The organism is Streptomyces sp. NPDC048192 (genome assembly GCF_043202415.1).
Taxonomy (GTDB): Bacteria; Actinomycetota; Actinomycetes; order Streptomycetales; family Streptomycetaceae; genus Streptomyces.
Map to the genome: position 1 here is coordinate 148019 of NZ_JBIDAL010000014.1, position 19845 is coordinate 167863.

General features: G+C 72.2%; 16 protein-coding genes and 1 riboswitch. Of the genes, 9 read left to right on the forward strand and 7 right to left on the reverse strand.

Annotated features, from left to right (window positions below):
- Positions 1-34: 34 nt before the first annotated feature.
- A complete protein-coding gene (locus ACGFZN_RS28685) occupies positions 35-1840 on the forward strand; it encodes a GMC family oxidoreductase N-terminal domain-containing protein (RefSeq protein WP_393861357.1) in 1806 nt (601 codons plus the stop codon).
- A gap of 785 nt (positions 1841-2625) precedes the next feature.
- Here ACGFZN_RS28685 and ACGFZN_RS28690 read toward each other — a convergent pair.
- Positions 2626-2901 (reverse strand): chorismate mutase, encoded by a 276-nt coding sequence (locus ACGFZN_RS28690; protein WP_393861358.1) that lies wholly within the window; start codon positions 2899-2901, stop codon positions 2626-2628.
- A 375-nt stretch (positions 2902-3276) separates the two neighbouring features.
- On the opposite strand from ACGFZN_RS28690, the gene guaA reads away from it, so the two are divergent.
- A complete protein-coding gene (gene guaA / locus ACGFZN_RS28695) occupies positions 3277-4857 on the forward strand; it encodes a glutamine-hydrolyzing GMP synthase (protein WP_393861359.1) in 1581 nt (526 codons plus the stop codon).
- Between the two features lie 17 nt (positions 4858-4874).
- Here the strand turns inward: guaA and ACGFZN_RS28700 are convergent, their stop codons facing one another.
- Entirely contained in the window at positions 4875-5348 is a 474-nt protein-coding gene (locus ACGFZN_RS28700) for a pyridoxamine 5'-phosphate oxidase family protein (protein WP_393861360.1), read from the reverse strand.
- Between the two features lie 139 nt (positions 5349-5487).
- Here ACGFZN_RS28700 and ACGFZN_RS28705 point away from each other — a divergent pair, with 139 nt between their 5' ends.
- The 3 genes from ACGFZN_RS28705 (at position 5488) to ACGFZN_RS28715 (ending at position 8605) form a co-directional block, all read left to right on the forward strand.
- Entirely contained in the window at positions 5488-6282 is a 795-nt protein-coding gene (locus ACGFZN_RS28705) for a class II aldolase/adducin family protein (RefSeq protein WP_393861361.1), read from the forward strand.
- 275 nt (positions 6283-6557) lie between these two features.
- Positions 6558-7838 (forward strand): hypothetical protein, encoded by a 1281-nt coding sequence (locus ACGFZN_RS28710; RefSeq protein ID WP_393861362.1) that lies wholly within the window; start codon positions 6558-6560, stop codon positions 7836-7838.
- A 242-nt stretch (positions 7839-8080) separates the two neighbouring features.
- Positions 8081-8605: a TQO small subunit DoxD gene (locus ACGFZN_RS28715; RefSeq protein WP_393861363.1), complete on the forward strand. Its 525-nt coding sequence runs from the start codon at positions 8081-8083 to the stop codon at positions 8603-8605.
- 279 nt (positions 8606-8884) lie between these two features.
- Here the strand turns inward: ACGFZN_RS28715 and ACGFZN_RS28720 are convergent, their stop codons facing one another.
- Positions 8885-9094 (reverse strand): hypothetical protein, encoded by a 210-nt coding sequence (locus tag ACGFZN_RS28720; RefSeq protein WP_393861364.1) that lies wholly within the window; start codon positions 9092-9094, stop codon positions 8885-8887.
- On the reverse strand, positions 9081-10598 hold the full coding sequence (locus tag ACGFZN_RS28725) for a PspC domain-containing protein (protein ID WP_393861365.1): 1518 nt from the start codon (positions 10596-10598) through the stop codon (positions 9081-9083). Before ACGFZN_RS28725 ends, ACGFZN_RS28720 begins: the two co-directional genes overlap by 14 nt.
- Positions 10599-10770: 172 nt before the next feature.
- On the opposite strand from ACGFZN_RS28725, the gene ACGFZN_RS28730 reads away from it, so the two are divergent.
- Together ACGFZN_RS28730 and ACGFZN_RS28735 are read left to right on the forward strand one after the other, a co-directional pair.
- Positions 10771-12093, forward strand: coding sequence for a PspC domain-containing protein (locus tag ACGFZN_RS28730; RefSeq protein ID WP_393861366.1), 1323 nt, complete (start codon positions 10771-10773; stop codon positions 12091-12093).
- Complete coding sequence (locus ACGFZN_RS28735) at positions 12090-12827, forward strand: LuxR C-terminal-related transcriptional regulator (RefSeq protein WP_393861367.1); 738 nt, start codon at positions 12090-12092, stop codon at positions 12825-12827. The genes ACGFZN_RS28730 and ACGFZN_RS28735 overlap by 4 nt, the downstream gene beginning before the upstream one ends.
- A gap of 27 nt (positions 12828-12854) precedes the next feature.
- On the opposite strand, the gene ACGFZN_RS28740 is transcribed toward ACGFZN_RS28735, so the two are convergent.
- A complete protein-coding gene (locus tag ACGFZN_RS28740; RefSeq protein WP_393861368.1) occupies positions 12855-13922 on the reverse strand; it encodes an NlpC/P60 family protein in 1068 nt (355 codons plus the stop codon).
- Between the two features lie 427 nt (positions 13923-14349).
- Between ACGFZN_RS28740 and ACGFZN_RS28745 the strand changes: the two genes are divergently transcribed.
- On the forward strand, positions 14350-14703 hold the full coding sequence (locus ACGFZN_RS28745; protein WP_393861369.1) for a hypothetical protein: 354 nt from the start codon (positions 14350-14352) through the stop codon (positions 14701-14703).
- Here ACGFZN_RS28745 and ACGFZN_RS28750 read toward each other — a convergent pair.
- Both ACGFZN_RS28750 and ACGFZN_RS28755 read right to left on the reverse strand, forming a co-directional pair.
- Positions 14681-15670 carry a tellurite resistance/C4-dicarboxylate transporter family protein gene (locus tag ACGFZN_RS28750; RefSeq protein ID WP_393861370.1) on the reverse strand — a complete coding sequence of 330 codons (990 nt, stop codon included), beginning with the start codon at positions 15668-15670 and terminating at the stop codon, positions 14681-14683. The genes ACGFZN_RS28745 and ACGFZN_RS28750 overlap by 23 nt on opposite strands.
- Before the next feature lie 152 nt (positions 15671-15822).
- Complete coding sequence (locus ACGFZN_RS28755) at positions 15823-16968, reverse strand: NlpC/P60 family protein (RefSeq protein WP_393861371.1); 1146 nt, start codon at positions 16966-16968, stop codon at positions 15823-15825.
- Positions 16969-16975: 7 nt separating this feature from the next.
- Positions 16976-17130: riboswitch (cyclic di-AMP (ydaO/yuaA leader) on the reverse strand.
- Positions 17131-17354: 224 nt separating this feature from the next.
- On the opposite strand from ACGFZN_RS28755, the gene pcrA reads away from it, so the two are divergent.
- Complete coding sequence (gene pcrA / locus ACGFZN_RS28760; protein ID WP_393861372.1) at positions 17355-19835, forward strand: DNA helicase PcrA; 2481 nt, start codon at positions 17355-17357, stop codon at positions 19833-19835.
- Positions 19836-19845: the final 10 nt, after the last annotated feature.

The following is a 19845-nucleotide window of genomic DNA, read 5'->3' on the forward strand; positions in this document are numbered from 1 at the left end:
TCGGAAAACCCCCCGTTCTCAACGAGGAGAGCACGTGTCGCAGGAGAAGTCTGTCCAGACCCGGGACGAGGACGGGTACGACTACGACGTCATCGTGGTCGGTTCGGGGTTCGGCGGTTCGGTGTCCGCCCTGCGCCTGACCGAGAAGGGATACCGGGTCGGCGTGCTCGAAGCGGGCCGCCGTTTCACCCGCGACTCCCTGCCGAAGAACTCGTGGGACCTGAAGAACTACCTGTGGGCCCCGAAGCTCGGCATGTTCGGCATCCAGCGCATCCATCTGCTGGGCAACGTGATGGTGCTGGCCGGCGCGGGCGTCGGCGGCGGCTCGCTCAACTACGCCAACACCCTCTACGTCCCGCCGAAGGCCTTCTTCGACGACCCCCAGTGGCGCGGCATCACCGACTGGCAGGAGGAGCTGAAGCCGTACTACGACCAGGCCCAGCGCATGCTCGGGGTCCGGATCAACCCGACGATGACACCCTCCGACGTGCATCTGAAGGCGGCGGCCGAGCGGATGGGCGTCGGCGACACCTTCCATCTCGCCCCGGTCGGCGTCTTCTTCGGCGACGGCAAGGACGCGGACGGCAAGGCGAAGGCCCGGCCCGGCGAGCAGGTGAACGACCCGTACTTCGGCGGCGCGGGCCCGGCCCGCAACGCCTGCACCGAGTGCGGCGAGTGCATGACCGGCTGCCGGCACGGCGCGAAGAACACCCTGAACGAGAACTACCTCTACCTCGCCGAGAAGGCGGGCGCGGTGGTCCACCCCATGACGACGGTGGTGTCCGTCACGGACGACTCGCGGGGCGGGTACGCGGTGGCGACCCTGCCGACGGACCGGAAGAAGAAGGGCGAGGGCCGGCTCTTCACCGCCCGCCGGGTCGTCCTCGCGGCCGGCACCTACGGCACGCAGACCCTGCTGCACCGGATGAAGGCGGGCGGCCAGCTGCCGTACCTGTCCCCGCGGCTCGGCGACCTGACCCGCACCAACTCCGAGGCGCTGGTCGGCGCGCAGACCGACAACCGCCGCTACCGCAAGGCGACCGGCGAGCCGCGGGCCGACTTCACGCGCGGCGTCGCGATCACGTCGTCCATCCACCCCGACGAGAACACCCACATCGAGCCGGTCCGCTACGGCAAGGGCTCGAACTCCATGGGCGGTCTGTCGATCCTCCAGGTGCCCTACGCCGAGGGCTCCTCCCGCGCGCTGGCCTGGCTGGCGAACGCGGCCCGGCACCCGATGCTGGTCCTGCGCTCGCTGTCCAACCGGCGCTGGTCCGAGCGGACCATCATCGGCCTGGTCATGCAGTCGCTGGACAACTCCCTCACGACGTACCTGAAGCCGGCCGGCGTCGGCAAGGGCCTGCTGACCGCCCGCCAGGGCCACGGCGCCCCGAACCCCAAGCAGATCAAGGCCGCGACCGAGGCCGCCTCCGCGCTGGCCGCCGAGATCAACGGCTTCGCCGGCAGCAACGTCGGCGAGCTGATGGGCACCCCGCTCACCGCGCACTTCCTCGGCGGCTGCCCCATCGGCGACTCCCCGGAGACCGGCGTGATCGACCCGTACCACCGGCTGTACGGCCACCCCGGCATCTCCGTCGTGGACGGCGCCGCCGTCTCGGCGAACCTGGGCGTGAACCCGTCGCTGACGATCACCGCGCAGGCCGAGCGCGCGATGTCCTTCTGGCCGAACAAGGGGGAGGAGGACCCGCGGCCGGTGCAGGGCGCGGCGTACGAGCGGCTGAAGCCGGTGGAGCCGCAGGCCCCGGCGGTTCCCGCGGAGGCGTTCGGCGCGCTGCGGCTGCCGTTCCTGGGGATGCCGGCCGTACCGCCGAAGAAGTGAGGAGCCGCATCACCGAAGAAGTGAAGCGGTGACGAGGAGCGCAGAAGAGGCAGAAGAGGCAGAAGAGGCAGAGGGACCTGCATCCCCCTCCGAAAGCAGGTCCCTCTCGCCGGTCTGTCGATCCGGCCCGGTCTCGCTCGGGATCCGGCCGAATTGTTGATTCGGCAGGTTTGATCGGCGAGGGCCGCCAAGGGTTGCCCCGGCGCACGGAATATTCGTGTGGCGTGAGTCACAGGCACACGGGTCGACCGCCGGCCCGGCATGACGAAGGGCCCCGCGGGACGGAGAGACCGCGGGGCCCTTCTGTTGGTCAGCACCGGCGTCAGGGCAGCGCCGGTGCCTCGGGGAGCGGCGCCGGGGGGAAGCGCCGCTGGTTCATTGGTCCCGCCCCCGGGGAGGCGGACGGTGCAGCAGTGCCGTGGCCGGCGCGGGGACCCGGCGGGTGACCCGGTACTGGTGCGTCTGTGCGGTTTTCCGCCGGCCGGCCCCGGGCGTCCCCGGAGCCGGCCGTTCTCTGGGTGACCGGGCTGCTGTCCCCTGCCGTCCGGTCACTTCCCTGGAGCGAGGTCCCACGGCGTACGGCACGACCCGTACGCCTCATCGCTCCAGCGAGCCACGCGTGGTTCTGTCGGGCCCGCCCCTGGCTGGCACGGACACCCCGCTCAACGAAGCGCCGCGGGGGCCGGTCACGCGCCGTACGGGTGAGGCGGCGCTCGAACTCGGGTACGACCCGGATGCGGCTGCGATGCGGCGGCGATGCCGCCCGGACGCGGCGGCGGCCCGGTTCAGACGCGGCCCCGGCACAGCTCCAGCAGAGTCATGGCGAGGGTCGTGCCCGGCTTGCCCAGGGCCTCCCGGTAGCGGCCGAGGATCTCCATCTCGCGGGAGAGGTTCACCCGGCGTCCGCCGGCGGCGATGCGGGTCTGCTGGACGACGGCGGAGACGGCCATCCGCTCCTGGATGAGGCCGATGATCCGGTCGTCGAGCACGTCGATGCGCTCACGGGCGCCGGCGATGGTCTGCTCCGGAGTGGTGGTCTCTTCCGGGGTCGTGGTGGTCATGTCGGGGCTCCTGGTGAAGGTGGCGGGGACGCCCCGGAACGGCAGGACCCGGAAACGACAGGCGCCCCGGGCCTTGTCGGCCCGGGGCGCCTGGGAAGTCGCTCGGCTGTTCGCTCAAGCAGCACGACCATGGCAGCCGGCGGGCCGGTTGCCATAGGTAAAGACGAAGGTCGTGTGCTGAAGCATGGGCCCAGTATGCCACGGCGATGTCCGGGCCGGTGCCGTGGCCCTGGCGGCGCGCTCCGGGCTTCCGGGCCGGTGCCGTGGCCCGCACCCCCGGCGTCCGGGCCGGTGCCAAGTCCAGGGAAAGGCTTCCCCGGCCACCCCGCTAAACTCGTTAGCACAGACCCCCGCCCGACCACCAGAAGGCACCCCGTGTCATCAGCGACTCCCACTGCCGCCACCCCGGACACCGTCCTGGTCGTCGACTTCGGCGCGCAGTACGCCCAGCTCATCGCCCGTCGCGTCCGCGAGGCGCGGGTCTACAGCGAGATCGTGCCGAGCACCATGCCGGTGAAGGAGATGCTCGCCAGGAAGCCCGCGGCGATCATCCTCTCCGGCGGCCCCTCGTCCGTGTACGAGGAGGGCGCCCCCCGCCTCGACCGCGAGCTCTTCGAGGCCGGCGTCCCCGTGTTCGGCATGTGCTACGGCTTCCAGCTGATGGCGCAGGTCCTCGGCGGCACGGTCGACAACACCGGGGCCCGCGAGTACGGCCGTACCGACCTGCACGTCTCCAAGACGTCCTCCACCCTCTTCGAGGGCACCCCGGACGAGCAGCACGTGTGGATGTCGCACGGCGACGCCTGCTCCGCCGCCCCCGGGGGCTTCACCGTCACCGCGTCCACGGACGTCGTCCCGGTCGCCGCCTTCGAGAACGACGAGAAGAAGCTGTACGGCGTCCAGTACCACCCCGAGGTCATGCACTCCACGCACGGCCAGCAGGTGCTGGAGCACTTCCTGTACCGCGGCGCGGGCCTGAAGCCGACCTGGACCACCGGCAACGTGATCGAGGAGCAGGTCGAGGCCATCCGCGCGCAGGTCGGCGACAAGCGCGCGATCTGCGGCCTGTCCGGCGGCGTGGACTCCGCCGTGGCCGCCGCGCTCGTGGCGCGCGCCATCGGCGACCAGCTGACCTGCGTGTACGTCGACCACGGCCTGATGCGCAAGGGCGAGACCGAGCAGGTCGAGAAGGACTTCGTGGCCGCGACCGGCGTCAAGCTGGTCGTCGTGGATGCCGAGGAGCGCTTCCTGACCGCCCTCAAGGGCGTCTCGGACCCCGAGGAGAAGCGCAAGATCATCGGCCGTGAGTTCATCCGCGTCTTCGAGCAGGCGCAGGCGGACATCATCGCCGACGAGGGGCCGGCCGTGGAGTTCCTGGTCCAGGGCACCCTCTACCCGGACGTGGTCGAGTCCGGCGGCGGCACCGGCACCGCCAACATCAAGTCGCACCACAACGTCGGCGGCCTGCCCGAGGACCTCGAGTTCAAGCTGATCGAGCCGCTGCGCAAGCTGTTCAAGGACGAGGTCCGGATGGTCGGCCAGGAGCTGGGCCTGCCGGAGGAGATCGTCCAGCGCCAGCCGTTCCCGGGCCCGGGTCTCGGCATCCGCATCGTCGGCGAGGTCACCAAGGAGCGCCTGGACCTGCTGCGGGAGGCCGACGCGATCGCCCGCGAGGAGCTGACCGCGGCCGGCCTCGACCGGGACATCTGGCAGTGCCCGGTGGTCCTGCTCGCCGACGTCCGCTCGGTCGGAGTCCAGGGCGACGGCCGTACCTACGGCCACCCGATCGTGCTGCGCCCGGTGTCCTCCGAGGACGCCATGACCGCCGACTGGTCCCGGCTGCCGTACGACGTCCTGGCCCGCATCTCGACCCGGATCACCAACGAGGTCCGGGACGTCAACCGCGTCGTCCTCGACGTGACCTCCAAGCCGCCGGGGACCATCGAGTGGGAGTAGGCCCCGGGCGCGTGTGATCAGGTGCGCCTGATCGTGCGCAGGGGCTCGCCGGGCGTCCAGACCTGGACGACCAGATACCGGTCGTCCTCGACGCGGGTCCGCACGACCTCCGTCAGCTCGGCACGGAAGAGGTGGAACGGCTCCGGCGGTTCCACCTCTTTCGCGTAACGGGACTTCCGCTCGCCCTCGACCTCGTGCACCCGCCCCGCGATGCGCACGTCACCGCCGCCCATGTCGGTGCCCTCGCCCGGATTCGCCTGCAGTGCGAAGCGCGGATCGCGGCGCAGGTCGAGGGCCTTGAGCGAGTCCGGCATCATGCCGAGCCACAGCTCGCCGTCGCGGAAGTCGGCCTCGAGGCCGCTGGTGCGCGGCGAGCCGTCCTTGCGGAGGGTGGCGAGGACATGGTGGCGGAACGCGCGGAAGCGCTGCTCGACGAGCGTGGCCAGCTCGGGTTCGGCGGTGGTGAAGAACGCCCAGTTCGCAGGAATCATGGGAGCAGTGTCCACAGCAAACCGGACATCCTCTGTCGTGTATTCGTCGCGTACGTCATCTTTACAAAAGAGACCTGCCCTTTCGCGCTGACCGACGGTAACTTCCGGCGCGTACAGCAATCCCAGCGCTGGAGGACCTATGCACGGGCCCAACCCGCCCCTGCCGCTGCCCACCGACCAGCTGCGGTTCGCCATGCCGCCGATGTTCGAGTCGGTCGAGGACGAGCGACGGCACCGCAAGGAGCGGCTCGCCGGCGCCCTGCGGATCTTCGGGCGCGCCGGGCTCGAGGACGGGGTCTCCGGGCACATCACCGCCCGCGACCCGGAGTTCTCCGACTGCTTCTGGGTCAACCCGTTCGGCATGCCGTTCCGGCACGTCACCGTCAGCGATCTCGTCCTCGCCAACCAGGACGGGCAGGTCGTCGAGGGCCGCTACCACATCAACCAGGCCGCCTTCACCGTGCACGCCCAGGTGCACGCCGCACGCCCGGACGTCGTCGCCGTCGCCCACTGCCACTCCGTGCACGGCCGCGCCCTCGCCGCCCTCGGCGAGCTGATCGACCCCATCACCCAGGAGAGCTGCGCCTTCTACGAGGACGTGGCCCTCTACGACGCCTACTCCGGCGTCACCGTCGACGTCGAGGAGGGCCGCCGGATCGCCGGGGCGCTCGGCTCGCGCAAGGCGCTCGTGCTGCGCAACCACGGGCTGCTCACCGTCGGCGACTCGGTGGACGCCGCCGCCTGGTGGTTCCTGTCCATGGAGCGCTCCTGCCAGGTCCAGCTGACGGCGAAGGCGGCCGGCCGCCCCGTCCTCATCGACCACAGGCTGGCCGTCGCCACCCGGGAACAACTCGGCGGCGACCTGGTGGCCTGGATCAACTACCAGCCCCTGTGGCAGGACATCAGCCGCAGCGAACCGGACCTGCTCAGCTGAACCCCGCCGGCCCGCACCCGGGAGCCGTCGAGGGTCCGTGCGTCGAAGGCCCGTGCCCCGTCCGGCTGGATGATCTCGGCAGTACCGGAAGTTCTCGCAGCCGGGTCAACACCGCGGCCCGCACTTCACCCGCCGTGACCCGGCCCGGACGCCGTGGGCGCCCCGCCGTAGGGCACAATGCGCTCTCAGCGCAGGGGAGTCGCACGGGCGGCTGGACCCTCCACCGAGGGGCCGCCGGCCGTGCCGGACGGTTGTGGGGAAGGCGGGCGCCGGTCGTGGCGGTGCAGGACGCGAGACAGGGCATGGACACCGAGGGTGTCCACGAGGGCGGCTGCACCTGCGGGGACTGTCCGCACGGCGTCCGTGAGGGACATCGGCGGGCCGTCGCCGCGTTCCTGCGCCGACGCGACGAGTTCGCAGCCGGGCAGGGCCTGCCCGCGGCGGTGGCGCACTCGGCCTCGGCATCCCGCCAGTGGGTCTCCGAGGAACTGACCCAGCGCGCGGAGACCGTCGCCGAACGCGGCCGCGCCCAGGGCGAGGCCTGGCTCGCCCGGCTGTGGCTGCGCACGGTGTACGTCGTGTGGGGAGCCGTTCTCGCGCTGCTGCTCGGCGAGGTGCTCACCGCGGCCGGCGCCGGCTGGTCGGGTGCCCGCACCGCGGCTCTGGCCGCCGCGCTCGTCGTCGCCTGTGTGCTCACTGCCGCCTCCTGGTTCCACCGGGCCCGTGGCGGGGCGCTGGCCCCGGTGATCGGCGAGGACAACCGCATGTCCACCTCCCGTACCGTCGCCGCCTGCTGGGTGCTGTTCGTCGGCTACGCCGTCCTGCTCCTGGCCGCCCGGCTGGCCGCCGCCTCCGGCCACGCCGAACGCGACGCGCTGATCGCGGGCCTCGGCCTCGCGCGCGGCGCGGGCGTCGTGACCGTCCTCGCCGTGGTGTGCGGCATCGCCGTCGTGGTCCGCCGGGTGGTCGGCCTGCGCATCCAGGCCCAGCGGCTGCAGAAGCTCCCGGCACACCGGCCGCGCGCCGCCGACCTGCTCACCGACGACTCCGGCCGGGGCGCCTTCACCGACATCCAGTACGTCGCGATCAGCGCCGTCGCCCTGCTGTTCGCCGCCGTACGGCTGGCCCGCCGCCCCGACCAGCTGCCCGACCTGCCCTGGGGGCCGGCCGTGGTGATGCTGATCTCGGCCGCGACCTATCTGGCCGGCAAGTACGCCGAGGGCGGCCGCCCGGTCGTCCTCTCCGTCGTGCGCGCCCGCGAACCCGGCGACCTGGACGGGCCCATCCGCACCGGCGACGACATCGAGATCCGCGGCGCCGGTTTCGTGCCGCCCGGCGCCCACACCGCCGACCGGCTCTCCCGCATGGTGGTCCGCATCGGCACCGTCGACGTCCATGTCCCCCTGGTCCCCGTCACCGGCGGCTTCCGCAATCCCACCGACACCGTCCTCACCGTCCCCGTCCCCGCCGAGGTCGAACCGGGCGCCGTGGAGGTACAGGTCGTCACGGCGGCGGGGGTGGCCAGCAATCGGTGCGTCGTCCAGGTGACGGAGTGAGGGGTGACCGGGGCGACCGCCGGGGTGACGGGGTGACCGGGGTGACGAGGTGACCGGAGTGATGGAGTGAGCGGGGCGGCTGGGTGACGGAAGCGGTGTCCGCTGCCTCCCTTCTCCGTTCGGCGCCTCCTCTGAGGAGCCGATATCCGGAAAAACGCCTGGGTTCGGATTGAACTGCGCCGCGTCGTCGTACGTATCGTCAAAGAAGGGGCGGCACGGCGGGCGAGAGGCGGCGGGCGACGATGACTCACGGTATGCGGACGGACACCGACATGGACCGGCTGAACGGCCGCGGTGTGCGGGACACGGCCACCCACTACGCGCTGCTTCCGCTGCGGATCTTCCTCGGCGTCACCTTCATCTACGCCAGTCTGGACAAACTCACCAGCAGCTCCTTCCTGCAGTCCGGCGGCGCCGGATCCATCGGCGACACCATGCGCTCGGCCCGTGACTCCGCCGCCATCCCGGCCCTGGTCGACCTGGCCCTGAAGGCCCCGGTCGGCTTCGGGTACGCCATCGCCCTCGGTGAACTGGCTGTCGGCATCGGCACGCTGCTCGGTCTGCTCGGCCGGCTGTCGGCGCTCGGCGGAGCGCTGATCTCGTTCAGCCTGTGGATGACGGTCAGCTGGGCGACGACCCCCTACTACTACGGCAACGACCTCGCCTATTTCATGGCCTGGATCCCTCTGATCCTCGCCGGTGCCCCCTATCTCTCGGTGGACGCGGCCCTGCGCGCCCGCCGCCGGCGGCATCTGGGCGGCTACTGACAGCCGACGGCCTGCCGACCCGGCCCCGTCGCCCCCGCACCGGACACGCCGCCCGCTCCTCACGACGCCGGGCCCATGGCCCGCTCGCCGGTGCCGGCCGCCGGAGCGGACCCGTGCGGCAGGGGGCGCGGCGCCGCCCTGAGCCGCACCTCGCTACCTCGCCGCGGCGGCGGCCGCATGCCGCCGTGCGCCTGCGCTCCGGGGCGCTCGCCGTCACGGTGCCCCCGTCACGGCCCGGCGCCCTGCACCGCCGCCGACCTCGCACCCCGGGCCGAGCGCCTACCCGCTCTCGGTGTCGCCCCGTCTGCGTATGCCCCGGGCCACCGCCGCTGTCGCACCGGCGAGGAACAGGCCGCCCACGACCAGCGGAACCCCCGCGAACCACGGCGTCTCCCACAGACCGCCCGCGTCCCCCGCGTAGAGCACGCCGGTGGCGGTGAGGAAGAGCCCGGCGACCAGCTTCCCGGGCTGGAACTCATGACGCAGCACGGCTGACCTCCACCTGTCCCAGACCGACCTTGAGCGTCAGGTCCAGCGTGCCGGTGTCCTTGGCGCCCTTGGCCGGCGTCAGCGTCACGTTCCTGAGCCTGCGCGGCTGCACGTCCACGTCCTTCCTGTTGTCCCCCGGCAACCGGATGTCGCCGACACCCACCTCGATGCTCATCCGCACGGTCACGTCCGCCGGGACGACCACCTTCAACTGCCCGGCGCCCACATGGGCGTCCGTCGCGACCGTCCGGTCCCGGCCCGGACGCACCCGGCTCAGGTCCAGCGTCCCGCGGCCGGTGCCGAGGTCGTACGCCGGCCGTACCTGTGCCGCCGCGGAGGGAGTCCAGGAGGTGTCTCTCCAGTGGGTGGTGATGTCCTTCGGCAGGGCGGCCGTCCCGGCGAGCAGGGCCGCCGTGACGATCGCCAGGAACACCGTCCCGGCTCCCGTACGCCCCAGGAACGCGCTGACCACGAGGCCCAGGCCGAACACCGCCAGCGCGCAGGCCAGGCCGGTCTGCAGACTGGTGCCCAGCGGGTGCGTGTCCCAGGTCAGCCCGGTGCCCAGGCCGCCCGCCACCAGGGCGAGCAGGAACACCCAGCCGCCTATCCAGCGCGGTCCGCGCGGTCTCGGGGGCGCCGGGGGCCTCGGCTGTACGGGGCCCTGGTGGCCGTGGTGCGTCCAAGGGGTGGCGATGCCGACGTCGAGCACCGAGGTGACATCCCGGGCGCGGGCGTCGTCGGGTCCCCACAGATATCCGGTGCCGCCGACATGCGTGCCGTCCTTGACGATCGGGTCCCGCCACCAGGAGGGATAGATGTCGACGACCGGCGGCGGTGCCTGCGCCTCCGGCGGGGCGTCGGCGGCGGCCTGGGCGGCGAGCGGATCGGGGTCGGGGGCGCCGCGGCGCCGCGACCAGTACCCGGCGGCCGCCAGCAGCAGGGAGAGCACCACGGCGAAGGCCAGCACCCCGCCGTTTCTCAGCATGGTCAGGAAGATTCCGCAGCCGACCAGGGCGAACAGCACGGCGGCGAGGGCCTGGCCGTCGACCCGGCCGGTCAGCAGCTTGCGGACCTCGTTCTCCTCCTCGTCCTCGTACGGCACCAGCAGCCAGGCGAAGCCGTAGAAGATGAGGCCGATGCCGCCGGTCGCGGACAGCACGGCCAGAGTGATCCGGAAGATCACCGGGTCCATGTCCGTGTGCCGGCCGAGACCCGCGCACACGCCCGCGATCATCTTGTGCCGGCGGTCGCGCCGGAACCGCCCGGGGGCGTCGGCGGCGGTCCGCTCCTGCCTCGCGCCCGTGCCCGTTCCCTTGTCCTCGTCGTTGTTGTTCTCGTCCTGGTTGTTCCTGTCCTGCTGCGGTGCGTCGGTGCGCGGGCCGGCGCCGGCCGCTCCCGATGTCCTCGTCGCGGCGGACGCGGCATCCGTCGGCCCGGTGCCCGGGTCCGGGCGCGGGCCGGAGCCGGGTCCCGGACCCGTCGCGGCGTGCTCGTGATCCGTCATGCGTCCATGGTGACGGGCCGGGCGCCGCCGCGGCAGTCGGGACGACCCTGGGCGAACCCTGAAATCGGCCCCGAGACGGTCAGGGGAACCGTTCGAGCAGCGCCGGCCGCCCCGGCGGACGTGCCCCGGCCCGCCCCCGAGGAAGATCAGGGGCGTCTAGGGGCCGACCCTGATGCCTGGCCCAGCCGGGCATGTGACCATCGTTGGCATGCCGGAAGCCGCAAGCCTCCCAGTCGACGACCCGCGGCCACCGCGCAAGCTCTACCGCAGCAGCGACGGACGCTGGCTCGGCGGAGTGGCGCGGGGCCTCGCCGGGCATCTCGGACTGCCCGTGATCTGGGTGCGGCTCGCCTTCGTCGGCCTGTTCATGGCCAACGGTCTGGGCGCGTTGCTGTACGCGGCGTTCTGGTTCTTCGTCCCGCTCGGCATCGGCGGCGTCGGCGCCCACAAGCCGCCGGCAGCCGCGGAGACCGTGCCCGGCGGACGGCGCAGACTCGTGGCCCGCAAGCCGGACCGCGGGCAGATCGTCGCGCTGCTCCTCATGGTCATCGTGTCCGTCGTGTTCGTGGGCAGCGTGAACCTGACCAGCGCGGCCAAGGCGTATCTGCTGCCCGCCGTCCTCGTGGCGGCCGGTGTCGCCCTCGTCTGGCGTCAGGCGGACAACGCCCGCCGGGCGCGCTGGGTCGAGGTCGGCCGCCGGCGGCGCACCCTCACCCTGGTGCGCGCGGCCGCCGGCGTCGTCCTCGTCACGGCCGGCGTCTCCGCCGTGTTCTGGCTCCAGGGCTCGGCCGCCCACCTCGGCGCCGTGCTCCAGGCCGCACTCGCCGTCCTCGTCGGCATCACCCTGCTCGCCGGCCCCTATCTGGTCCGGATGACACAGGACCTCTCCGAGGAACGCCTGATGCGCATCCGCGCCCAGGAGCGCGCGGAGGTCGCCGCGCATGTGCACGACTCGGTGCTGCACACCCTGACCCTGATACAGCGCAACGCCGACAACGCGAACGAGGTGCGCCGTCTCGCCCGCGCCCAGGAGCGTGATCTGCGCACCTGGCTGTACAAGCCGGAGGGCACCGGCAAGGACGAGGCCGACGAGCCGGACACGGTCGCCGAGGCGGTGCGGCGCAACGCCGCCGAGGTGGAGGACAAGCACGGCGTGCCCATCGAGGTCGTCGTGGTCGGCGACTGCCCGCTGGACGAGAGGACCGGCGCGCAGATGCAGGCGGCGCGCGAGGCGATGGTGAACGCCGCCAAGTACGGTGGCGAGGGCGGCGCCGTACAGGTGTATGCCGAAGTCGAGGGGAGGACGGTCTTCGTGTCCGTGCGCGACCGGGGTCCCGGCTTCGACCTCGACTCGATACCCGCCGACCGCATGGGCGTCAGAGAATCGATCATCGGCCGCATGGAGCGCAACGGCGGCACGGCCCGGCTGCGGCCGGTGCCGGGCGGCGGCACGGAGGTCGAGCTGGAGATGGAGAGGGCGGAGAAGACGTCATGAGCGACGCGACCGAGGCGAACGGCACGGCAGGAGCCCCCGAGGCCCCCGGGACCGCCGACGGCGGCGCGGGAGGACGGCGTGTGCGGGTGGTGCTGGTGGACGACCACCGGATGTTCCGCACCGGCGTCCAGGCCGAGATCGGGCAGACCGCCGAGACCGGCGTCGAGGTGGTCGGAGAGGCCGCGGACGTCGACCAGGCGGTCACGGTCATCACCGCGACCCGGCCCGAGGTGGTTCTCCTCGACGTCCATCTGCCGGGTGGCGGCGGCGTCGAAGTGCTGCGCCGGTGCGCGCCGTTGATGGCCGACCCGGAGCGGCCGGTGCGCTTCCTCGCGCTGTCGGTGTCGGACGCGGCGGAGGACGTGATCGGGGTGATCCGCGGCGGCGCCCGCGGCTATGTCACCAAGACCATCACCGGCACCGACCTGGTCGACTCCATCTTCCGGGTGCAGGAGGGCGACGCCGTCTTCTCCCCGCGGCTGGCCGGGTTCGTCCTGGACGCCTTCGCCTCCACCGACGCCCCGCCCGTGGACGAGGACCTGGACCGCCTCACCCAGCGAGAGCGGGAGGTGCTGCGGCTGATCGCCCGCGGCTACGCCTACAAGGAGATCGCCAAGCAGCTGTTCATCTCGGTGAAGACGGTCGAGTCCCATGTCTCGGCGGTGCTGCGCAAGCTCCAGCTGTCCAACCGGCACGAGCTGACCCGCTGGGCGACGGCCCGCCGGCTGGTCTGACCTCGCCGGGCCCCTACGGGGTCGCCCTCAGGCCACCCGGGTCGCCCCCGCGAACGGCATCAGGTCGACCGGGGCGAGCCGGACCGGCGCCGAGGGGTTCGGGGCGTGGATGATCTGCCCGTTGCCCACGTAGATGCCGACGTGGCTGATCCCGGAGTAGTAGAACACCAGGTCTCCTGGCTGGAGTTCGGAGCGGGAGACGCGCCGGCCCGCGTTGATCTGGGCGTAGGTGGTGCGGGGCAGGGAGATGCCGGCGGAACGGTAGGCGGCCTGGACCAGGCCCGAGCAGTCGAAGGCGTTCGGGCCGGCCGCGCCCCACACATAGGGGCTGCCGAGCTTGGCGTAGGCGTAGGCGATGGCCTCGGCGGCGCGCGCGTTGGGCGCCGCGGCCGACCCGGCCCGGTCCAGTGCGTCCCGGGCGTCCGACGCCGAGCGGGAGGTACGCCCCGGTGCGGCGCCGCCCCCGCCGGTGACCTCGGTGCGCTCGCGCGGGGTGAGCCGAGCCAGCAGCCGCCGGGCCTCCGCCAGCTTGCCGGTGACGGTCTGCTTCTGCCGCCGCAGTTCGGCCTGCCGGGAGCGCAGCGACGCCAGCTCGACGCGGGCGGCGCCGCGCAACTGCTCGATCTCCCGGAGCTGTTCGCGCACCCGGGACACGGCGGCGGACTCGCGGTCACCGGCCCGCTCGGCGAACGCGGCGTTGTCCAGGTACCGGTCGGGGTCGCCGGACAGGGCCAGCTGCCAGGCCGGGGAGAATCCGCCCTCTCGGTACTGCGCCGCCGCGATCGAACCGAGCGCGTCCCGGGCCGTGTTGAGTCTCTGCTGCTTGCGCGCGGTCTCGTCGCGCAGCGCGTTCAGCCGCCGCTGCGCGGTGTCCGCCTGCTCCTTGGCGCCGTCGTACTTCTCGGTCGCGGCCTCCGCCTCCTGGTACAGCTTGTCGACCCTGGCCTTCACCTGCGCCGGCGTCAGCTGCGGCTCGGCGTGTCCGGTGCCGTCGAACCCCGTCGCGGTGGCCGCGCCGGCCAGGGCGAGGGTGGCGGCCGTCCGGGCCGTGTGGCCGCCGATCGAGCGTTGCCGGGGCTTGCGGTGCGCTGCCACCTGGACCGTCACGTCCTTCCGTACGACTCGCAGGACCGAGAGGCCGTGCGTCCGGCGGCGGCCCGTACAGGGGGAGCGGGCCACCGCCGGACCTTCTCGGCGGTGGTGGCCGACGGCCGCCCCTGGCCCGGGCGGCGGTGGGGAGTCGGTCACCTGGGGGAGGACGCTAGGCCTGTCTGTGACGAGTTGGTAACGCGGTGTACGGAACTGGCCTCGACGGATCGGGAAGCGACCGTACGTGACCGCATCGCCGTGTCACACCGGTCGCCTTCACGGAGCGTGGTGACCGAAGCGCGGAAAGCGGGACGGACGGGAGACGTGGGGTGCTATGGGGCGCATATATGCAAGATCGTTCGTGCGGCGTCCGGTCCCTCGGGCCGGGGGCCGGTGACAGGGCGCTTCCGGGCCCCTGGCTAGGCTCCGGCCCATGGACGCACTCATCCATCTCTTCGTCGGCCTGCACATCATCGGCATCGCCGCGCTGCTCGGCGGTTTTCTCACCCAGATGAAGGCGATGGGCCAGGGCACCGCCCGGTTCGTGCCCGGGATGCTGCACGGGGCGCTGACCATGCTGGTCACCGGCGTGGCGCTGGTCGGTCTCAACCAGGCCGACGACCACCACGTCAACACCATCAAGATCGGCGTCAAGCTGGCGCTGCTGATCGTGATCCTCGGCCTGGTCTATGTGAAGCGCGACGAGGAGCGGATCGACAAGGGAGCGTTCGGGCTGGTCGGCGCCCTCACCATGGCGAACGTCTTCATCGCCGTCCTGTGGACCTGACGCCCGTCCCGCCGCCGGCGCCACGGGCCGCGAGCAGCGCGCCGGCGGCGACCACGAGCCACGCCGCCACCGCGACCCACAGCAGCAACCGTCCCGGCCAGGTGAGCCAGGTGACGCCGACCGCGCTCGCCACGGACAGCACGGCCACCGCCGTCATCCCCATCGGGAACACCGTCGCCCAGCGCAGCACGTGATAGCCGCGCCGGGGCCGCACCGCCTCGGCGGCCACCAGCACGGCGTACCAGGCCACGTCCAGCACCAGCAGGATCACCGTCACGGTGCGCAGCACGTCGCGGTCGTCGGCGTTCCAGAGGTACAGGCCCGTGTCCCCGGCCATGAGCAGTCTCGCCCCGGCCAGCGCCGAGATCCCCAGTGCCCCGCCCGCGACCCAGTGGTCGCCCGCCCCCTGGAGCACCTGCCGTGTGTCGAAGCGGGTCAGCGCGACGCCGTAGAGCACCAGACCCAGCCAGAACACCACCAGCGCCGTGTGCGCCAGCCAGGCCGCGCGCTCGGCCGCGGCCAGGTCCGCGGCCAGTACGGCGAGCCCCTGCGTGGCCACACAGCACAGGAACACCGAGCCCGGCATGCGCGGCCCCCAGCGCCGTACGACCAGCAACAGCAGCACCGGGCAGAGCAGCGCGGCGAGGGCGAGCAGGGCCTCGGCGGTGGTCCTGGCGCCCGCGGCCGACGTCCGGGTGCCGAGCACCGTGGTCGCGGCGACGGAGGTGAGCGCGCCCGGACTCTCCGCCTCGGCCATCCACTGCCGCGGCTCGGCGACCAGCCGCAGCACGAAGGCGGCGGCCAGCGCGACCCAGGTGACCCAGGCCAGCGCGAACGCCGCCCGGGACAGGGTCCCGGCACCGGTCAGACCCAGGCCGATCGACAGGATGCCGGTCGCCATCACCGCGGACCCGGCCGCGGGGGACCGTTCCGCCCACCACGCACGCAGACCTGAAATGCCGGGCATGTGCCGATGCTAGGGAGGCGGCGGGCCTCTGCCCGGCAAGGGCACGCGTGCGCGGCCGAGGGAAACGCCGGCACCGCCCGCACGCGCGCGTGGACGTGAAGGCCCGCACGCGCGCGTGGCGTGAACCGGACCGGCGGAACCGGACCTGCCGGTCAGCCGGGGCGGACCACGCTGTGGATGATCGACTCGCCGCCGTAGTAGATGGACTCCTCGCGGACGTACGCGCCCGGCTTCGGGGCGTGGATCATCATGCCGTTGCCCATGTAGACGCCGACGTGGCTGATGTCGTCGTAGAAGAAGATCAGGTCACCCGGCCGCGCGTCGGCCAGCGAGACGGTGGTGCCCGCGTCGACCTGGTCGTACGTGGTGCGCGGAAGCGTGACGCCGGCGGCCTTCCAGGCGGCCTGGGTGAGGCCCGAGCAGTCGTAGGAGTCCGGGCCGGTCGCGCCCCACACATAGGGCTTGCCGATCTGCGCACGGGCGAAGGCGACGGCCTTCTCGGCCTTCGTGTCGTACGAGCTGGACTCCGTGGACCCCGCCGAGCCGGAGGCGGATGCCGTGGACGAGGACGAGTCGGCCTGCTGCCGGGCCGCCTGCTGCTTCGCCAGCTCCGCCGCCCTGCGGGCCGCCTCCTGCTGCTTCTCCCGTTCGATGGCGGCCAGCCGCGCCTTCTCCTGGGCCGTCAGCGTGGACAGCAACTCGCGCGCGGAGGCCAGTTTCCGCTGCACGGCGGCCTTGGCGGCCCGCAGGTCCTGCTGTGACGCGTCCAGCGTGCGCAGGCTCTCGGAGGCCTGCCGCCGGTCCTTCATGGCCGCGGCCTGCTCGCCGACGTAGGCGTCGACCGCGCGCTTCTCCCGCGCGGTCAGCCGGTTCATCAGCTGGCTCTGGTCGAAGTAGTCCTGCGGATTGTTCGCGAGCAGGAAGGTGGCCGTGCCGGGAGCGGCGGCGCCGGTGCGGTACTGGGCGGCCGCGAAGGAACCCAGCTCCTCGCGGGCCTTGTCGAGGCGCTCGGTGCGCCGGGCGAGCTCGTCGCGCAGGGCGTCGACGCGTCCCCGCTGTCTGCCGGTACGCTCCTTGGCCGCGTTGTACTTCTCGGTCGCCGACTCCGCCTGGCGGTACAGGTCGTCGACCTTCTTCTCGACCTCCTCCAGGCTGGGCTTGGCGTGATCGGTTCCCGGGGCGGCCTCGGCGGTCTGCGAGAACACGGCCATGGAGGTGAGGGCTGCGGTGGCGAGGGCGGGGGTGCGAAGGCCCGCGCCAGTGGTTCCGCCGGGGCGCGGCTTGCGGTGCGACGCCAAGGGAGGCGACTCCTTCCAATGGGCCGCCTACCGGGTTAGCTGTCGGGTTCGGGCGGTGGTTCGGAAGGGTTGCCCTACGGCGTCGTCCCCTCGGGAGTCGGCCGATTCACCCCGGGATCGGTTGGGTCCCCGGCTCCGCGCGCGGAGGGGCGCGCCGGACTCGGCGGAGGCCGCGCACGCGGCCTGACGGCAACCTAGCCAACTCGTGTGACTAGTGTGAAGGTTGGTGCGTGATATGTCCGATACATTTTTGTGATCTGCCACCGGGATCACCGCCCCGTCATCGGGTGATTCCGCAGCGTGAGCGGCTTGCCGTACCGCCTGTGACGGTCGTCTTTCCGGGACGGCGACCGGTTGTCGGTGGCGCGCCCTAGACTCGTAGAGCGATGAGCAGCCTCTTTGACGACAGCTTCCTGGCGGACCTCCAGACCCCTCGCGGGCACGAGGAGGAACCCCCGCCGCCGCCCGAGGACGATCACGCTCCGGAGCCGCTTCCGGACGATCTGTTCGGCGGGAAGTTCGACGTGCCGCCGGACCGGGACACCCACTACCGCGACGGCGCCCCCCGTCCCGCCCTCGACTCGGCCGCCCTGCTGGAGGGGCTGAACGACAACCAGCGCGCCGCCGTCGTCCACGCCGGCTCCCCGCTGCTCATCGTCGCCGGCGCCGGCTCCGGCAAGACCCGCGTGCTGACCCACCGCATCGCCTACCTGCTCGCCGAGCGGCACGTGCACCCGGGCCAGATCCTCGCGATCACCTTCACCAACAAGGCCGCGGGCGAGATGAAGGAGCGCGTCGAGCAGCTCGTCGGCCCGCGCGCGAACGCGATGTGGGTGATGACCTTCCACAGCGCCTGCGTGCGCATCCTGCGCCGCGAGAGCAAGAAGCTCGGTTTCACCTCCAGCTTCTCCATCTACGACGCCGCCGACAGCAAGCGCCTGATGGCCCTGGTCTGCCGCGACCTGGACCTCGACCCCAAGCGCTTCCCGCCGAAGTCGTTCAGCGCGAAGATCAGCAACCTGAAGAACGAGCTGATCGACGAGGAGGACTTCGCCGCCCAGGCCACCGACGGCTTCGAGAAGACCCTCGCCCAGGCCTACGCGCTCTACCAGTCGCGGCTGCGCGAGGCGAACGCGCTCGACTTCGACGACCTGATCATGACGACGGTCAACCTGCTGCGCGCCTTCCCGGACGTCGCCGAGCACTACCGCCGCCGATTCCGCCACGTCCTGGTCGACGAGTACCAGGACACCAACCACGCCCAGTACGCGCTCGTCCGCGAACTGGTGGGCACGGCCGAGCACGACGAGGCCACCCCGCCCGGCGAGTACGACATCCCGCCCGCCGAACTGTGCGTCGTCGGTGACGCGGACCAGTCGATCTACGCCTTCCGCGGCGCGACGATCCGCAACATCCTCCAGTTCGAGGAGGACTACCCGGACGCGACGACGATCCTGCTGGAGCAGAACTACCGCTCCACGCAGACCATCCTGTCCGCCGCCAACGCGGTCATCGAGCGCAACGAGTCCCGCCGCCCGAAGAACCTGTGGACCAACGCCGGCCAGGGCGCCCGCATCACCGGCTATGTCGCCGACAACGAGCACGACGAGGCGCAGTTCGTCGCCGACGAGATAGACCGCCTGGTCGACGCGGGCGAGGCCAAGGCCGGCGACGTCGCCGTCTTCTACCGGACCAACGCCCAGTCCCGTGTCTTCGAAGAGGTCTTCATCCGTGTCGGCCTGCCCTACAAGGTCGTCGGCGGCGTCCGCTTCTACGAGCGCAAGGAGGTCCGGGACGTCCTCGCCTACCTGCGCGTCCTCGCCAACCCCGAGGACTCGGTGCCGCTGCGCCGCATCCTGAACGTGCCCAAGCGGGGCATCGGCGAGCGCGCCGAGGCGATGATCGACGCCCTCGCCCAGCGCGAGAAGATCAGCTTCCCGCAGGCGCTCAAGCGCGTGGACGAGGCGTACGGCATGGCCGCGCGCTCCACCAACGCCGTCAAGCGGTTCAACACGCTCATGGAGGACCTGCGCACGATCGTGGAGTCCGGCGCCGGTCCCGCGACCGTCCTGGAAGCCGTCCTCGAACGCACCGGCTATCTCGCCGAGTTGCAGGCCTCCACCGACCCGCAGGACGAGACCCGCATCGAGAACCTCCAGGAACTCGCGGCCGTGGCCCTGGAGTTCGAGCAGGAGCGCGGCGAGGGAGAGGCCGGCACACTCGCCGACTTCCTGGAGCAGGTCGCCCTGGTCGCCGACTCCGACCAGATCCCGGACGGCGAGGAGGGCGAGGGCGTCATCACCCTCATGACCCTGCACACCGCCAAGGGCCTGGAGTTCCCGGTCGTCTTCCTCACCGGCATGGAGGACGGCGTCTTCCCGCACATGCGCGCCCTCGGCCAGACCAAGGAGCTGGAGGAGGAGCGCCGCCTGGCGTACGTCGGCATCACGCGCGCGCGTGAGCGGCTCTACCTCACGCGCTCGGCGATGCGCAGCGCCTGGGGGCAGCCGTCGTACAACCCGCCCTCCCGCTTCCTGGAGGAGATCCCGGCCACCCATGTGGACTGGAAGCGGACAGGAGCGGCGGCGCCGGTGTCCTCCGGCCCCGCCGCCGGGATCGCGGCCTCGCTGTCCTCGTCCCGCTCGCGTTCGTCCGCGTCGGGCGCGTCCGGGTTCGCCACCCGGCGCACCGCGGAGAAGCCGGTGGTCGCGCTGGCCGTCGGCGACCGGGTCACGCACGACCAGTTCGGGCTCGGCACGGTCGTCGCCGTGAAGGGCACGGGCGCCAACGCCGAGGCGACGATCGACTTCGGCGACGCCAAGCCCAAGCGGCTGCTGCTGCGGTACGCGCCGGTGGAGAAGCTCTAGAGACGCGTGA

What these genes read in the sequence shown, in the direction of transcription:
- ACGFZN_RS28690 (WP_393861358.1), bottom strand. Translation starts at nt 2,901, where the DNA reads ATGACCACCACGACCCCGGAAGAGACCACCACTCCGGAGCAGACCATC.
- ACGFZN_RS28700 (WP_393861360.1), bottom strand. Translation starts at nt 5,348, where the DNA reads ATGATTCCTGCGAACTGGGCGTTCTTCACCACCGCCGAACCCGAGCTG.
- ACGFZN_RS28705 (WP_393861361.1), top strand. Translation starts at nt 5,488, where the DNA reads ATGCACGGGCCCAACCCGCCCCTGCCGCTGCCCACCGACCAGCTGCGG.
- ACGFZN_RS28715 (WP_393861363.1), top strand. Translation starts at nt 8,081, where the DNA reads ATGACTCACGGTATGCGGACGGACACCGACATGGACCGGCTGAACGGC.
- ACGFZN_RS28725 (WP_393861365.1), bottom strand. Translation starts at nt 10,598, where the DNA reads ATGACGGATCACGAGCACGCCGCGACGGGTCCGGGACCCGGCTCCGGC.
- ACGFZN_RS28730 (WP_393861366.1), top strand. Translation starts at nt 10,771, where the DNA reads ATGCCTGGCCCAGCCGGGCATGTGACCATCGTTGGCATGCCGGAAGCC.
- ACGFZN_RS28735 (WP_393861367.1), top strand. Translation starts at nt 12,090, where the DNA reads ATGAGCGACGCGACCGAGGCGAACGGCACGGCAGGAGCCCCCGAGGCC.
- ACGFZN_RS28745 (WP_393861369.1), top strand. Translation starts at nt 14,350, where the DNA reads ATGGACGCACTCATCCATCTCTTCGTCGGCCTGCACATCATCGGCATC.
- ACGFZN_RS28750 (WP_393861370.1), bottom strand. Translation starts at nt 15,670, where the DNA reads ATGCCCGGCATTTCAGGTCTGCGTGCGTGGTGGGCGGAACGGTCCCCC.
- pcrA (WP_393861372.1), top strand. Translation starts at nt 17,355, where the DNA reads ATGAGCAGCCTCTTTGACGACAGCTTCCTGGCGGACCTCCAGACCCCT.